We start from the raw sequence: 16,572 nt of genomic DNA, 5'->3' as shown, positions 1-16,572 counted from the left end.
TTCGTTGTCCGACTGTGTCCGATTCAGGAATCCCCAAAGCGTTAGTCCCGCCTCCACTCCAACGGCTGCTCACCAAAGTGGGCAGCCGTTTTTCTTTTCCCACAGCCCCCGCGATCCTCTTATGGCAACCTTCCCTTCCTAGACTCTCTTTGATCAGCATTTGCATGCAACCCCTTCCCGATTTCCAGTGCAGTTCTGTCTCTGGAACGGAACAAATTGCACTTGATCGGCACTTTCCGAATCGTATTCTTTTGTAATTCTGCTTCGCGCGCGAGGCGAATGATGCGTGCACTGGAACCTGTCCCACTTGTGACTCAGAAGCACCTGAATCGCCGTCGATTTTTCCCGCTTTTCACCGGAACAAAATGAACCGGTTCTCAATTTCTCGTACATATTCAAATCATTTCGGAGCACATTCAGAGTAATTCACAGCAGACTCAAGCCTCTTCACTGAACACTCAGAGCAGGTCAACACACCCATTCCACTTGACTCCCCCACGCCGATTCACAAAATTTAAAACCAACATGACCAACTTTAGAACGCCCAACCAGAAACAAGGGACCGCCCGCATGCAATTCAGACCAAGCGCGGCCAGTTGGAAACTGACAGAGAAACAGACCAGGTCAGCGACGCCCCTGCCTCGTACCACAAGGGGAACGTTGCCTGCGGTTCAGATTCCTCCGATGTGATCTACCACTCAGTTCCAGCATCCAGACGCGTCATTGTATGAAAAGGCAACGCAACGCCGTAGCTGAAAATCGTTCAGCGGAACAGGAACGGTTTCCAGCGGCAGAGGGAGAAGCCTGGATTCACAATGGGTATCCCGGGCACGAGCAATGATAAAGTGGCGTCTTCACCACCCGTGTAAGTGGTCAGGGAGGATGTACTGCCGTGCCTCTGCTGAGAGCAGTCTCTGATTGTCGGAACCAGCAATCAACCTTTCTCTACTTTCCAGAAACAGAAACTGGTGAAAAGCAGACAGCTGAAGTTGGCCAGTTCTCGAATTAAGTTGGACATAAATCCGATCTACTTATTTGATCGAAAGAATTTAAAAATACTGAAAAAAGAATGGTATTTTATCTTGTCTATATTCATCCCGGAGTGATCAGTTCAAAACATACTGCTCCTGCAACATTCGCTCCGATGAAAATAAAGGTTGCGATATTGTTTTCTAATTTACTCCGTTTTTCAGGGGGCCTGTCAGGAGACTGTTCGGACAATGCCGTGATGGAAAGCTGCTTTGCAACGCTCAAGAAAGAGCTGATTCATCGCCAGAAATACGAGACACGGGCATCAGCCCGTCACAGTATCTTCGAGTACATCGAAGTGTTCTACAATGGTGAAAGGCTCCATTCATCTCTGGGCTATCAGAGTCCCGAAATGTTTCAGCAGGCAGTATAACCTAATTCCAGCGCCCACTATTTCTGGGGAACTTCAGACTCAATCCATATCGGGAATCTTGGATAAAAAGGTCGGCACAGGCTAGCTTTTGATAGCATTAACAATGCCTGAAATGATATGGTGAAAATAGAGACTGTTTTATTGTAGAGTCCATACTTTAACCGGTCCCAAACTCAATCTCAAAGAGAGTGCTCCGAAATGCAAAATAAAAATCTCCCCCCTGAGAATAAGAGCAGCAAGCTGACGCGACGTGACTTTATTGCGGCCGCCAGTACTGCTTTTATGGTGCCGACCATCGTGCCCAGTTCTGTCTTTGGTGCGAATGCCCCCAGTAACCGCATCAACATTGCCCAGATTGGTTGTGGAAATCAGAGCCGTGCCGACCTGCCCGGCATGTTGCGGCTTGCTGATGCCCAGGTGGTTGCCGTCTGCGACGTCAACAAAGCCAGTGGTGGCTATGCTCGTAAGGAACATTTTCTGGGACGCGATCCCGCTCAGAAAAAAGTAAATCAGTACTATGCCAATAAGGTGCGATCGGGAAAGTACCAGGGATGTGATGCCTACAGTGACTTTCGCGATGTTCTGGCACGCGAAGACATCGATGCCGTCATGATCACTCTGCCCGATCATTGGCATGCCTTGGCGACTGTCAAAGCCTGTGAAGCCGGCAAAGACGTCTATTGCCAGAAACCCATGTCACTCACGGTTCATGATGGTCAGCAGATGATCAAAGCGGTTCGCAAGCACAATCGCATTTTACAGACCGGCTCTCAGTATCGCTCGAATAAAGTCGTGCGCCGCATGTGTGAACTGGTACGCAATGGTCGAATTGGCGAGGTCAAACGCGTGGTTTCTATTATTAATGGCAGCGGTGCAGGACCAGGCCCAGGTTGGCAGGAAATGCCGGTACCCGCTGGATTTGATTATAACATGTGGTTAGGCCCCGCACCGATGGTTCCCTACCACAGCGATCGCTGCTTCTACCGTTTCCGTTTCCATCTCGATTATTCAGGGGGCCAGGTAACCAACACTGGTGCGCATTCAACCGATATCATCCAGTGGGCGCTGGACATGGACGGCACTGGCCCGGTGGAATTCGAGAATCAACCGGGGGTTGTCTGGCCGCCCAAAGGGCATCTCTACACCACCGCGATGAAAACCGACTTTCGCGCACGCTACGCCAACGGGATCGAGTTTATTTGTCGTACACAAGAACCCGGATTCGGAGCCCGCATCGAGGGCACCGAAGGCTGGGTTCAATTCAGTGTCAACAATATGCGCGAGGTGGAAGCATCCTCGGATGCCATCAAAAATTCGGTGATCGCAGCAGATGAGATTCACCTGCCCGTCAGCGAGAATCATTACCAGAACTTCATTGACTCAGTCAAGTCGCGGAAAGATCCCATCGAACCCGTTGAGGCCGGACATTCTACCGCCAGCATTTGCCACCTGGGTAACATCGCCATGCGGCTGAAACGAAAACTAAAGTGGGACCCGGAGAAAGAACAGTTCATCGGTGATGATGAAGCCAATCAGATGCTGCAACGCCCCTATCGCGCGCCCTGGAAAATCTGAAACGGAAACCGTGTGCCCTGCTGAGGTTCTCGATCAAATATCTTTGTGGGTTCGTGTAGTTCGTGGCTAGCAAGAAGTCATACGAAATTATAACCGCGAGCAGATGCTCTGAACTTTTGAGATTTTTTCGAGCAGTATTCCAGAAGATCGAAAGCCATTTGGAATGGCCAAGCACGTTCCTCTCGCAGACTTCGAAGTTTTCCAGAACCGGATCACCGACGATGTCGCCTGTTTCGATAAATGTATGTTGTGATTGATCCCCCGTTGCCCCTTTTTTCCAGATCAGAACGGCCTCATAATTGGGAGCTTGCCTGAAATCAAAGCGTAGCGTCTGCCGGTTGAAACCCCTTAGCTGTCTGTGCAGAATTCTTCCTGATGTGTCAGTGGGGGGACGAATGCGTGGTCTTTTATAAATTTCGTCAGTGGCGATTGTTTGCTTGAGTTTTTCGTCTGCCGTCGTTTGAGAGATTCTGCCGAGTGTATGCTTTGTCGAGATCCAGCACAGCGCGTGCTGGATCCCCTGAACTGACCGCTGAGCGTTTCTTCGTAAATGATTTCTGGGTCTAGAGATGAAGTTTCCCTCTTCTGTGTTCAAATCCACGGCTTAGGCTCTCCAAATCAAAGTCGGTGATCAGAATCAAGTCATCCACGACGTCACCGTTGCCAATCATCTTGCGCAGCGGCGTACCAAAGTCTTATCCGTGGCGGAATGGGGGACGAACCGTTGAGTGCATTTCCGATATGAAGAGAACTCTGTCTCGAAGCCTTTTAATTGCTCAGAATAACATTCAGTCTATATCTATAGTTCCACTCGTTAAGAACATAATTGTTCATAATGAGGGATTGACCTTAACTTAATACCAAAAAGTTTTAACCAACAAACAGACTCACCGACACTTTTTCGCATGACGATGTAGTAAATGAAGTATCATAAAATATTGACTCTCAAACACATCAATACTTCTTTATTAGAATTGATTCCCGGGGAGGAACTCTGATAAATACTTTCATCTACCATGCCTTGATCGTTGATGATGAATCAGCGATCCGCGAACTTCTGTCTCGCGTATTATCTCAGGCTGGATTTCAGTGTGATACAGCTGGAAATGGCGAAAAAGCCATGGAGATGTGCGCTCTCCATCGGTACGATCTGATTATCACCGACCTCAAAATGCCGGTGATGAACGGTCACATCCTATGTACCGAGCTCATGAAACTTCAGGATCAGCAAACGGAAATCTGCGTCCTCACCGGCATAATGCAGCCCCTGATCGATGAAGATTTGCGGAAGCGCGGAATCAGACACCTATATCGCAAACCAATTAAATACAAAGAATTTTCGCAAAACATGCTGGAAATTCTGTCCCGGAAAACCGACTCAAAGCGTAAGAACATCGCACCGGTTCAGGCAGATGACACATCCACGACTCGTCCCGGCTCAAAACACAATGTCATTGTTCTGAGTCCGGACTCGGCGTTCAGCCACCGTATCGTCCTGGCTGCTGCTGAGTCCCCCTTGAATGTAATCGTAGCTCTCAGCACTGATCATCTGCTGGAAATTGTGAATGAAAAGCGGGTGGATTTGCTGATCATCGACCAGGAGATTTCTGGGTTTCTGCGCGGGAATCAAATCGTGGAACGACTCCACGCTGACCTGATCAATATTCCTGCATTTTTGAGAGGCTCCCGAGACTCACTCGCTCGCCTCAATATCGAGAACTGCCAGGGGGTTGAAAAAACGATAGAGGAAGAAACCGACGAAACAGAAATTCTGAATCTGGCATACGGGTATATGTCACGCCTGTCCCACCACTGTCTGATGATCGACTCCGCAGCCCGCCGACTGGTTACGGAATTCAGCGATGTCCCTCCGATTCCACATGTACTGACCAGACTGGTAGAACATGCCACCCGTTCCTCCCTCGAAATTTCGATTCCACAACTCGTCAGCGAAATTGAAACGGACTCGCGACTGACTTCAGAGTTGATTAAGGTTGCAAACTCATCTCAGGTCGCTGCCTCTTCGCAACAAAAAGATTTGAAAGGCATCGTCACGCTACTGGGCCCCAGGAAGGCAATTGCAATCTGCCTCTCGCTTGGTTTGCGAACTGTCCGTTCCAAGCTGATGATGCCCTGGGCGGAAGAGTTCCGACACTGGTACCTCAAACGCACTTCCCTGATCGCCGCCACAGCGGAGTCCGTCGCGCGCTATTTCGATTCTGTACCACCGGAAACAGCCTATCTGCTGGGAATATTGCAGGAGATCGGTATCCTGGTGCTCGCCGAGCACTATGGTGAAGCCTATTTTGAGCGGGTCGTGAAACGAGTTCGAACAATTCCCACGCTACAGTTCATCACTTCCGAAAACCTGGTCACGAATACTGATCATGGCATGGTCTCTGCAGCTGTTCTGCAAGCCTGGGGCTTTCCGTTTTCCATCGTACAACCCGTGTATGCCCATCACAGGGATGCTACCGAATTGAATCTGCCTATTATGACGCAGGGGCTGGTACGTTGCATGCAGGTCGCGGAGGCGTTCGCGGAAATGTGCGACCAACCTGTGCCCCAGCGTATCCTTAAAGTCAATCAGCTGTTGTCCGAGTATTACCAGAAAGGAAGAATGGAATCGCAGGATGTCTTTCTGACTGCCATTGAAAAAACCAATCAGATGACAGAAATCCTCCGCACTCCGCCTTTATCCTCTGACGAACTGGAAGCGATTGTCAGCCAGATAAAGGAAAGTGATCAGATCCATTCATGAAGTGATTATCATATCATTCAAACCGCATCAGAATTCCAAATGAGATCCTCGAATAACTCAATATCGTGATCATTACCGACAGGCATGGCTTGACGATCTGGATCAACAAGGGATTCGAACGTAGTACGGGCTTACTCGCGATTCAACCTGCCGAAGCGGGTGGCGCCGCCAAAAGATTGGCCGAAGCGGACAGTCCCTGTAATCAGGACTACAACATCGCTTAAAGGTGTTTGAGTTTGATTCGAGCTTCTTTTGTTGCAGGCCGCCCCCTGTTACTGACCGTAGAATCGTTTGATTATTGCTGATCGAGCAGGTTACGAACTTTTTGGGCCAACTTCGATGGTGAAAACGGTTTCTGGAGGAAGGTAAACTCTGTTGCCAAGACTCCATGTCGGATCACCGCGTCATCGGTGTAGCCAGACAGGAACAGAATTTTGCAATTAGGGTGGATCTGATGGACTTTCTCAGCCAGTTCACGCCCGCCCAGATGAGGCATCACGACATCGGAGATGAGTAGATCAACGGCATCTCCGTTGGTTTGCATGAATTCCAGCGCTTCTTTTCCATTGGACGTCAGATGGATTGTGTACCCGTAGTTTCTCAAAATTTGAGCGGTCAGCGTCCTGACCGCGTCTTCATCTTCTGCGACCAAAATCGTTTCTGTGCCGCGAGAAACTGAAAACGTGGTTGCTTTTGGGGAGTGTTCAGCACCAACCGTTCTAGTAGCCGGCAGATAGACTTTGAATGTTGTCCCCTGGTCGATCTCGCTGTAAACGGTGATCGTCCCACCGGTTTGCTTCACAATCCCATGGACGGTTGAAAGACCCAGCCCAGTTCCCCTACCAACATCTTTAGTTGTAAAAAACGGCTCAAATATTTTAGATTTTACTTCCTCAGGAATGCCCGAACCACTATCGCTCATGGTAAGTAGAACAAAACGGCCTGGTTGGAGATTCGGGATAATCTGACAATAAGTCTCATCCAGATCAACCATACCGGTGGCAATTGAGAGGGTACCGCCGCGAGGCATGGCATCACGGGCATTCACAGCCAGATTCAGCAGTATCTGCTCCAGATGACTTGGTTCCATTTTCACTTGATCGAGGCCGGGCTCCAGGGAGACTTGAAGCAGAATATCCTCACCGATCAACCTGTGCAGCATATTTTCCGTGCCGCGGACCAGTTCGTTCAAATCGATCAGTTTGGGTTCGATGACATGTTGCCGACTGAAAGTCAATAACTGCTTCGTGAGTTCTTCCGCCCGATTACCTGCATCCCAGATATGCGAAATCCAGTCGCGTAACGGAAAATCCTCTCCGAGATCGTCGAGAAGCATTTCGCTGTAACTGTTGATAATGGTGAGCAGATTGTTGAAATCGTGAGCAACTCCTCCAGCAAGTTTGCCGACAGCTTCCATTTTCTGGGCTTGATGAAACTGTTCTTCCAGATTTTTCCGGGATGTCACATCAGTCTGAATACCCACAAAGTGGGATAACTTCCCTTCGGGAGAATAAACAGGGGATATCGAAAGTTGATTCCAGAAAGCCGTCCCATCTTTACGATAGTTTAAGATCTCGACGTCGCACTTTTGGCGATCACGAATCGCATTACGAATTTGCGTTACGGTTTCCGGATTTGTCCTGGTGCCCTGAAGAAAGCGGCAATTTCTGCCAAGGACTTCCTGGGCCGAGTATCCCGTAATCAGTTCAAAACCCTTGCTGGCGAAGACGATCGCATTATCAGGGTCACTGGCGTCTGTTATCAGAATTCCCTGTGAAACCGCCTGAATGGCCCGATCACGCAGATGGAGTGTTTCCTCGGCCAGCTTACGTTCCGTCAAGTCCATCATGCCACCGATCATACGGACTGCAACGCCGTTTTCGTCGTGTAACACATGCCCGCGATCAAGCACATAAGCATAGGAGCCATCTTTACGGAGGAAACGATACTCTCCTTCCCAGGATTCATCACCGGACTCGATGGCCTGATGGACCTGATCGATGACCCAGGTCCTGTCATCTGGGTGAATTCGGTTGTACCACGATTCGATCGTCGGTTCGACATCGTCTCGAGAAAATCCAAAGAGAGTCTCAAAGCCATCCCCCCACCACAAAGATTGAGTTTTGAGATCCCAATCCCAAATGGCATCGTTAGTCGCTTTGGCGAGTATTCGAAATCTTGCTTCATTCGCTTCGAGTGCGGTAATGGCCTCTTTACGTTCCGTGATATCTTGAGCAACACCGGCGACCCGGAATACGTCGCCTTGTTGATCCCGGATGGGGAACGCCTTATCAGAAATCCAGCGGATTGATTCATCGGGACGGCAGATGCGATATTCGACATCATAGCCTGTAATGGCTTCATTTTGCAGAAAAGGCTGGATTCGAGCCAGATCTTCCGGATGAATCGTTTCTTTCCACAGATTGGGATTTTCATAGAGCTCATGACAGGGATATCCCCAGATCCGTTCAAAACTGGGACTGATGTAGAGTATCTCGGAAGTGCTGGGATCACTCAGCCAGAAGACCTCTTCAATATTCTCGGCAAGTTGTTCGAATCGCTCCTGGGTTTCTTGCCTGGCCAGTTCGGCTTCGCGTTGTTCAGTTACATCCCGTGAGATTCCAATGGTACCGATGACATCGCCATGCTGGTTACGATAGGGGACCTTATGGGCACTGAATGTTCTTGGACCTCCGGTTGTTACCAATATTTCTTCGATCGTCTGGAGTTCGTTCGACTCCATGACTTTGCGATCATTTTCCATAATGCGTTGTGCATCTGGACCGGGAAAGACTTCCGTATCGTCCTTTCCAATAACTTCTTGTATAGGTTTACCGACAAATTTTGCTGCGGCCTGATTGAACAACAGGTATCGTCCTTCGCGATTCTTGACGAAGACAGCATCACTGACACCATTAACAACAGCCTGCAACAATTCTGAAGTCCGGGCTGCTTCTGCTTCTGCCTGACGCTGCCCTGACAGATCTCTGGCCTGGATCAGGCAGGCGGGGCGTCCTGCGAATTCCAATCCATACGCAAAAATCTCGACTTCAAATATTTCACCCGACTTACGCCGATGTTTCCAGATTCCTCGTCGTTCTTTGCCAGTTCCTGATTTACTCAGTATCTCTTTTAGACGCAGGACTTCCTCGGCAGGCCGAATTTCTTCGAGCGTCATTGTCAAAAACTCTTCGCGGGTATACCCGTAAGAAGAGACTGCAGCATCATTGACTGCCAGATAGCGTAGCGTTTCCCTGTCGTAAACAAAGAGGGGATCGGTAACCGAATTGAACAGTCCCCGGTAGCGTGCTTCACTTTCACGAAGCGACACTTCGGTTTCTCGATGCTGTTCCAGTAGCTGTTCGAGGGAGAGGTTGGCCTGCGATAACTGCTGGACCTTTTCATTCAGCTTTCGGACTAAAACATGAGAATATTGTTCCAGAATTTTTTGGCTGTTGATTGAATGCTTTTTTAACTGTTTCAACTCGGAAGAATCAGGAGAGAGAAGTTCGTCAATTCTCGCCTTAAGCAGGTCAGGCTCGGCTGGCTTGATCAGGAATGCGTCGGCACCAAGTTTGAGTGCCAGTTCTTCATCTTCTGAAGTTGTGTAGGTCGCTGTATAGACAAAGAATGGGATGGACTGCAGTTGTTTCTGGGATTTCCACTTTCGGAGCAGTTCAAAACCATCCATCTGGGGCATCAGAAGATCAGAAATGATCAGGTCGGGAGTATTCTGCATAGCACATGTAAGTGCTTCCTGGCCGTTTTTTGCTTCTTCGACCTGATGACCACTTCCTTGCAGGATGACTCGAAGAAAATAGAGATTTCTGTCATCGTCATCAACAATTAATACATGACTCATCACCGGCCCCCTTCGCCTGATGCATGAAGATATTGCTCAACCTCGAAAACGAATGAATTAGGATCTATCGGTTTCTCAATATAGCCTTCCGCTCCCGCATCCAGACACCTCTGCCGGTCATCAGGCATCGCATAGGATGTGACGGCAACGATAGGGATCAATTTCAATTGTGGATGCTGTTTTAGGTGACGCATCACGGTGTAGCCATCCACCTCAGGAAGCTGGATATCAAGGAGTATCAAATCCGGATTGATTTTGATAGCCATCTCCAATCCACTCGTTCCAGTTTCGGCTTCAAACACTTCATGCCCACGTTTCGTCAGCAGAAAGGTCACCAGGTAACGATTATTGGGGTTGTCTTCAATGATCAACAGACGGGACTTCATATTTTCTCCACAGGGGTAAATGGTAACTTCACGGTTAAAGTAGTGCCACACCCCCATTGGCTTTCGATGTCAATCGTCCCCCCCATCAGTTCAACCAGGCGCTGACAAATCGCCAGTCCCAGGCCTGTTCCATCATGTTTTCTCGAAGTTCCCGAATCAATCTGACGGAATGGTTGAAAGACGTGTTCCAGATCCTCCTGTTTAATTCCAATTCCGGTGTCAGAGACAAGAATCTGCAAGAGTTCTTTTGCAGATGCTGTCCCGGAATTGTCGTAGACGATTACAGCTTTAAGCTGAATACCTCCCTTTTCGGTGTATTTGACGGCATTACTCAACAGATTCAATAGAATTTGCTCAAACCGTCGTCGGTCACTTTTTAACTGGCTTAGCTCGGGGGAAAGGTGAGTTTGCAGAGTCAGGTTTTGATTATCGATCTGAGGACGCATGATTCTGAGCACATTATCGATCGACTGATGGATATCAAAGTATTCCTGACAGACCTCGAGTTGTCCTGCTTCAATTTTTGATATATCCAATACATCGTTAACAAGCGCCAGTAAATGACGGGCGCTATCTTGAACCATGGTGAGTTGTTTTTGCTGCTCCTGATTGAGTGGTCCTGCCATCTCTTGAAGAATGATTCCTGTAAACCCGATGATGGAATTCAACGGGGTCCGCAATTCGTGAGACATTGTCGCCAGAAATGCCGATTTAACCTGGTCAGCAGCCTCGGCCTGCTCGCGTTTCTGTCGTTCCACCTCGATTCGCCTGCGGTCAGTAATGTCGGTCCCGATACTCAGAATCTCTGTGACATTCTCAATATCGTTAAGTTGAACCCGGTTCGTCCAATCAATTAAGACACGTTTCCCGTTACGGCATATATTCTCATTGACCAGATGTTCGTGTTTCGCGGGAGAATCGCAGATTTCTTCGATCAGCGAACTCAAATCACGCCCATTACTTTCCGTGGCGGGCACGATCGTCTCCATCACATTCTGACCGACAATTGCGTCATAAGAGTATCCGAAAAATTCACACCCGAAACGATTCATAAACCGAATTCGACCACTTCGATCCCATCGCAGGATTATACTGTTGGCCTGTTCGACCAGTTCTCGATACTTCTGCTCGCTTCTGGCCAGTTGGGTTTCTGCCTGTTTCCGATCGGAAATATCAATTCCCATGCCGACCAAACACAGCTTCCCTTTGTAAAGTGCGCGACTGCCAGTGAAAAAATACGGGGTTGCTGTCCCCTGCTTGTTGATAAATAATGCTTCCAGAGAAGATTCTCCCAGGGTAAATACTTCCTGAATTCGTTCTTCAACTCGCAAAATATCGTTCCCACGGAAAAAATCCCGGGGATGCAGATGTCGGATCTCGCTGTCTGAATAGCCGGAAACAGTCTCGAAGTTTTTATTCCAGCGTAGGAAAGAACCTTCGGAGTCATAGAAATAAATGATTCCCGGCATGGACTCGATCATCGTGTCAGCAAATACTTTTTCATTTCGTAATGCCTCTTTAACTTCACTGAGAGCGAGATAAGCCTGACTGGCAATTTTGAAAGTTCTGTTCAGGAGAACGACCAGCAGTAAAGTCGTCACCGTAACAAACGCAATGCCTTTGTAAGTCCCCCAAAGTGCAACCCGTGCGGGATCTGACACAACAGTGATCAGTATTCTATCCGAGAATAAGATCCAGAGAATGCCTGAAATAGCATATGCAGCTACAATTGTTACTGTTCGAACCTTGAACCACTGGTTCAATTGCTCAATGGACCAATTCGGAGACACGGAGGTATTTCGAATAGCCACTATCTTCCTCCCGTCATGAGCGTGTACCCACAATCGTCAATAGCTGATTAAGCGAATAAGAGCATTCTGCTCTTCCATTGCGGTCACATGAATTATCCGATTACAGATTGATAAGGGTTTGATCCCGTTGATCATCAATAAGTTAATCTAGGATTTCACATATAGATCAGATTAGAGTCGATCCAGGCATGGATTGTATCAATTGTGGTTTCCGATGTCTAAAACGCAGTGACTTTCTCCACTTCTATTGGCATTCAGTAGTTGAAATCCAAAATCACCGCCGAGCGAAGTATTATTCAGTGAACAATACGGTCTCTGCGTAGACTTTCTCTGTGATCCCGCCCGTTATCCAATATATAAATTCGCTCCACTTTCACGTGATACGCGGCAGAAATATTGCCGGCCGTGCAATCTGCTCAAACATCGCGGCGATAAACCTCTGTGTTACAGGGAATTCCATTTTCCCCGGCGATTGCTGCTCCCTTTTTATTCGGCTGAATCGTGCCGACTTCGTTGTTCGCATGCATGATTGAAATCAGAACCATGTTTTTCCAGATCGCCCGCCGTACGGCAACAGAATCGACCAACTCCTGATTGTCCAGGGGCACACAAGTCAGTTCCCCTCCCCAGAGACAGTAGAAAGCGGCAGGGTTACCAAGTGAGCCAGTACTCGTAATCACGGTGAAACTTGAATTGCAAAAGCCTGGCAAACGAAATGTTTATTCGGCAATTACATATTACCCGGATACTTTCAGAGTACTCAATTAATCTGAAATCACGATCACATCGGATTTGAGCTGAGCCTGTTTGAGTTCCAATTCCGTCAGGATTTGGGCGAGTTCGATGAGGTTGTCGACGTCGATTTTTTCCAAAATCGACTTTCTTCGCGTCACAACAGTTCGTTGCGAGATATCAAGCAGATGGGCAACCTTCTTGTTTGAATGCCCTTCGATCAGCAGGGACATCGTTGATTTCTCGTCGTCTGTAAGAGCCGAGAACTTTTCTGCTGTCTTTTGAACCCAGAGACTATCTTCTCGATGGTCAAAGTCATATTTGATCGCTGCGATTAGATGATCCCAGAGTTCCTGTTCCGAGTATGGTTTTTCGAGGACAGCAAAAGCCCCCTCATTGATTGCGCTAACAGCCACAGAGACATCCAAATATCCGGAAACTACTATCACAGGTAGCTCATAGTTTTTCGTTTTCAACTGTTTGATTAACTCGATGCCGTTACATCCCATTAACCTCAGATCAGTCAGGACGCACCCAATTAACTCCTGTTCAATTTCTTTTAGAAAATGCTCAGCGGATTCAAACGAAGTTGATTTGACTCCCAGGCTGTTAATCAGTTCTTCGAGAGAGAGTCGAACCGATTCCTCATCGTCGATGATATAGACGACTGGATCATAATCCGGGGGTAGTCCAAGTGTTTTTCGCATGATCAATGATTCTCCATTCAGGTCCCGTTTTCTTGCAAAGAAATAAGGCTGTTCGAGTTGCCTGATCCAGGCAACGGACTAAATACTGTCAGGATATCCTGGCGACCATGGATGAGATGGAGAATCGATTGGACGATTAGAGGGACAGTCGCGGCTTATAGGTGTCCTACATCATGTTTTGCACAGGGTAATGCTCCCCAAAATTTGTTATCTACCAACATGACAATCAAGAGTTGAAATTTAGGATTGATTACAGGACTTTTGGGTGCAATACACAAAACATCGTTCATATGTAAATTATCGCACGATCCTTTTGCCTGGATAGATGAAATGGAGCAATAATGAACGGTTCAACGGTACATGTTGATGAGGCAGTAGGATTTTAACGATTACCTGTAGCGTTCCCTGAAAACATTTACACAGAGTAAAACCTCCTTAATACAAGCCGATTGATTGTTGCTGTTCCTGCGAGAGGATGTCCATGGGGAACGTCTTAGTAGAAACCCTGATTATTGGATGGCCCCTGTTTCGCGCTATCTTTTCATTTAAGGCGTACCGGGCGTTTCCAGCCAGCGACACGATACAGGGCCTCTCAAGGCCTCATACGGGCCAATCTGCCAAAATCGGTGATTTCAGCGATTATCTGAGGGTTTTACCTGGGGAGGATCCGGAATCTGGATCGGTTTGCAGATTTCTTGAATCCTGGGAACCAGCATTTCTCTCACCAGGCCGCAAAGTGATTTTCCCTGGCGCGCTGCGTAAATGCTTAGTGGACGCCCCTCTTCGATCGTCTTCAGGTCGACCGTTACTCAGGAAGCGCTGGCGTATTTAGGCATTGCCCTGGGACTGACAACGATTGGGCACAAGTTCGACAATATTTTTTGGCGGAACACAATATCCACACGCAAAACCGGGCGAGAAAGCAGAATAATACCGCCCCCTCTCTCGCACGAAATGCGACGTAAAAGCAACTGTTAATTCTTAACTTTTCAGCTGGCTCAAGGATGGAAATAAGTTGTTCAAACGACTCATCCATATAATCCTATTATCGCTCTCAGGGCAGGTCCGTTATGTTGCGTCAAAATCGAAGTCGCTATGATTACGTAAGACTGAACCGTGTGTGGTATTCTTCTGCCAGACAAATATTTCCAGGGGAGGCAGGTTCCAGAGAACCACGGAGCGATGCTTTGGCTGACCGAAATATTCTGCCTCTTTTCTTCATGGACATGTTCCTGTCCACATCACAGATTTGAAACCGCCTGCGCCCCTCGCTGTGTGTCAGATTATCACGCACTTTATTGGCGAAATTCCGATCCCAATATCGTAAAATTATGCATAGCAAGGCAACTTCTACAATAGATATTAACACCATTTGAGGAATGGCGGATTCCGCTATTCACGCTAAGAGAACGCTTTGTATAATTCTTTCAGGCGATGCTCTATCGCCTTCGATTGTCGCATTTTCCGGCAACCGTAGTGAGCAAGGTACCTAATCCAATAATGGTTGAATATCATTCCAAGCAGATATCTCCGGAGTATGAATCCCGCTATCATCAGCTTCGCGATGCGGTTGCTGACTATCACTATCATGTCCTGCTGGATGAAGGACAGGTAGTAGAAAAGCAACATGGGCCGAAGTGCGCTGCAATCACCGGGTATCGGCCTGAAGAGTATGCCTTGCTGTTTATCACGACGTACCAGACATTTTCGCGCGAGTTCTCGCGTCCAGGTTAGTCAATGTGTTCCAGCAATGGATGAACTATGACACCTTAATCACTCTGTATAGTCTTCCCCTGTTTTTATGGCTATTGTCTGAAGCAAGACCGCTCTCATTTCCTGTCCGCAAAAATGTCCGATTCAACAATTCCGAACAAGAATATCGAGCCTCCCAAATCATCCGAAGTGTCTAACAGAACGGGTTTTACGGAAACCATCTTCAGTGTAATATTCCACCTCAGGAGCGACACCCGCAGGAACCACATTCCTTCAATGCAATCATCCACTCAGTTCCAGCATCCAGACACGTCAGTGTATGAAAAGGCAACGCAACGCCGTAGCTGAAAATCGTTCAGCGGAACAGGAACGGTTTCCAGCAGCGAGGGAGAAACCTGGATTCACACCGGGTATCTTGAGCACAAGCAATATTGAAGTAGCGTCTTCACCACCGGTGTAAGTGGTCAGAGGGTTGGGCGATCATATAATCGTGCCAGATTGCGAAGATTTATGTATTGCTGTCATGGGGCGCCAAGGGGGAAGTAAAGATCCAGAATCTAAAGTGAATTATCTAGTTCTCCTGCTTATCTGTTTCTTTTTCTTTGAGATTCTGATCCGCGTCCGGAGCCGGAGCTTCCGACTTGAGGTAGCGGAAGTAATCAGAGTCACTGCTGAGAATAGCAGTGACGCCTTCGCCGAGGGATTCCGAATAGCTTTCCAGTGTGCGTAGAAAACTATAGAACTCCGGGTCACTACCGAAGGCTTCACTGTAGATGCGGGTCACTTCAGCGTCGGCTTCCCCGCGAATGATCTCTGCTTCTTTTTGGGCTTCACTTTCAATCTCGGCGAGCATGCGTTCGGTTTCCCCTTCAATCTCCGAGGCGCGCCCCTGACCTTCACTCCGGAATTGTTCGGCGATTCGTTGTCGTTCGGCAATCATGCGCTCGAAGACCTGCTGTTGGACCGACTCAACATAATCAAGCCGTTTAATCTGGATGTCGACCAGTTCAATCCCATACTGAGGCATCTGCTGCTGAGCAGTTTTGAGAATATCCCGAACCATTTCGCCCCGTCCCGTTTCCACTTTCTGAAGCAGGATCTCTTCTTCCCGTTCTCCAGTCATGGTCCGTTGCAGATCTTCTTCCGTGACCTCCCAGTCTTTGGAGCGGACAATATTGACCAGCGGACTGGAGGCGATCTTGTCTCGCACTACCGAATCAAGGATATCATTGAGCCGGTTCCGGGCTCCCGCTTCGTCCTGCACACTTTGCAGGAATTTGAGGGGATCGACAATCTTCCAGCGCGCGGTAGTATCAACCGAAATAAACTGTTCTTCAACGGTAGGAACCTGATTCGGATCACCGTCCCAGGAAAGCAGGCGTTTGTCGAACTTGCGAACTTCCTGAATGAAGGGTATGCGGTAGTGGAGCCCGGGCTCGGTGACGGGATCGCCGACGGGAGCACCGAATTGTACGACAATCGCCTGGGTCGCTTCATCAATCGTAAATACCGAAGCACGAGCGACCACGGCCACGACGACAAGCAGAACAATCGTCAATGGAATGAGGTACTGTCGAAATCCGCTGAACCGCCGAAATGAAATTGACATGGAAAGCCTCTAAC

Annotated in this window: 9 protein-coding genes and 1 pseudogene; 4 read left to right on the top strand and 6 right to left on the bottom strand. The window is 48.2% G+C overall.

Translation table 11 applies throughout. The annotated features are described in order from the left end of the window. Positions 1-1,204 precede the first annotated feature (1,204 nt). The 3 genes and pseudogenes from FYZ48_RS29365 to FYZ48_RS25715 form a co-directional block, all read left to right on the top strand. Positions 1,205-1,402: pseudogene (locus tag FYZ48_RS29365) on the top strand (IS3 family transposase); the annotation flags it as partial. Positions 1,403-1,600: 198 nt separating this feature from the next. Next, complete coding sequence (locus FYZ48_RS25720) at positions 1,601-2,977, top strand: Gfo/Idh/MocA family protein (RefSeq protein WP_149345393.1); 1,377 nt, start codon at positions 1,601-1,603, stop codon at positions 2,975-2,977. A 1,021-nt stretch (positions 2,978-3,998) separates the two neighbouring features. Continuing rightward, on the top strand, positions 3,999-5,738 hold the full coding sequence (locus tag FYZ48_RS25715) for an HDOD domain-containing protein (RefSeq protein WP_242022772.1): 1,740 nt from the start codon (positions 3,999-4,001) through the stop codon (positions 5,736-5,738). 295 nt (positions 5,739-6,033) lie between these two features. On the opposite strand, the gene FYZ48_RS25710 is transcribed toward FYZ48_RS25715, so the two are convergent. The 5 genes from FYZ48_RS25710 to FYZ48_RS25690 form a co-directional block, all read right to left on the bottom strand. After that, a complete protein-coding gene (locus FYZ48_RS25710) occupies positions 6,034-9,600 on the bottom strand; it encodes a PAS domain S-box protein (protein WP_149345391.1) in 3,567 nt (1,188 codons plus the stop codon). Further along, positions 9,600-9,986 (bottom strand): response regulator, encoded by a 387-nt coding sequence (locus FYZ48_RS25705; RefSeq protein ID WP_149345390.1) that lies wholly within the window; start codon positions 9,984-9,986, stop codon positions 9,600-9,602. Before FYZ48_RS25705 ends, FYZ48_RS25710 begins: the two co-directional genes overlap by 1 nt. Continuing rightward, positions 9,983-11,797 (bottom strand): PAS domain-containing sensor histidine kinase, encoded by a 1,815-nt coding sequence (locus FYZ48_RS25700; protein WP_198422280.1) that lies wholly within the window; start codon positions 11,795-11,797, stop codon positions 9,983-9,985. The genes FYZ48_RS25705 and FYZ48_RS25700 overlap by 4 nt, the downstream gene beginning before the upstream one ends. A 416-nt stretch (positions 11,798-12,213) precedes the next feature. Next, a complete protein-coding gene (locus tag FYZ48_RS25695; protein ID WP_198422279.1) occupies positions 12,214-12,477 on the bottom strand; it encodes an aminotransferase class V-fold PLP-dependent enzyme in 264 nt (87 codons plus the stop codon). 84 nt (positions 12,478-12,561) lie between these two features. Further along, positions 12,562-13,236, bottom strand: a complete 675-nt coding sequence (locus FYZ48_RS25690; RefSeq protein WP_149345388.1) for a response regulator transcription factor — start codon at positions 13,234-13,236, stop codon at positions 12,562-12,564. A 1,500-nt stretch (positions 13,237-14,736) separates the two neighbouring features. Here FYZ48_RS25690 and FYZ48_RS25685 point away from each other — a divergent pair. Next, complete coding sequence (locus FYZ48_RS25685) at positions 14,737-14,970, top strand: hypothetical protein (protein WP_149345387.1); 234 nt, start codon at positions 14,737-14,739, stop codon at positions 14,968-14,970. A 550-nt stretch (positions 14,971-15,520) separates the two neighbouring features. Here FYZ48_RS25685 and hflC read toward each other — a convergent pair. Beyond that, on the bottom strand, positions 15,521-16,558 hold the full coding sequence (hflC, locus tag FYZ48_RS25680) for a protease modulator HflC (protein WP_149345386.1): 1,038 nt from the start codon (positions 16,556-16,558) through the stop codon (positions 15,521-15,523). Between the last annotated feature and the right edge of the window lie 14 nt (positions 16,559-16,572).

Source organism: Gimesia chilikensis (assembly GCF_008329715.1).
Taxonomy (GTDB): domain Bacteria; phylum Planctomycetota; class Planctomycetia; order Planctomycetales; family Planctomycetaceae; genus Gimesia; species Gimesia chilikensis.
The sequence above is the reverse complement of the archived record's forward strand: the minus strand, read 5'-3'. Positions and strand labels throughout refer to the sequence as shown.

Excerpts from the sequence above, each read along its gene's own strand:
- hflC (WP_149345386.1), bottom strand. The coding sequence starts at position 16,558 with ATGTCAATTTCATTTCGGCGGTTCAGCGGATTTCGACAGTACCTCATT.
- FYZ48_RS25685 (WP_149345387.1), top strand. The coding sequence starts at position 14,737 with ATGGTTGAATATCATTCCAAGCAGATATCTCCGGAGTATGAATCCCGC.
- FYZ48_RS25710 (WP_149345391.1), bottom strand. The coding sequence starts at position 9,600 with ATGAGTCATGTATTAATTGTTGATGACGATGACAGAAATCTCTATTTT.
- FYZ48_RS25720 (WP_149345393.1), top strand. The coding sequence starts at position 1,601 with ATGCAAAATAAAAATCTCCCCCCTGAGAATAAGAGCAGCAAGCTGACG.
- FYZ48_RS25705 (WP_149345390.1), bottom strand. The coding sequence starts at position 9,986 with ATGAAGTCCCGTCTGTTGATCATTGAAGACAACCCCAATAATCGTTAC.
- FYZ48_RS25690 (WP_149345388.1), bottom strand. The coding sequence starts at position 13,236 with ATGCGAAAAACACTTGGACTACCCCCGGATTATGATCCAGTCGTCTAT.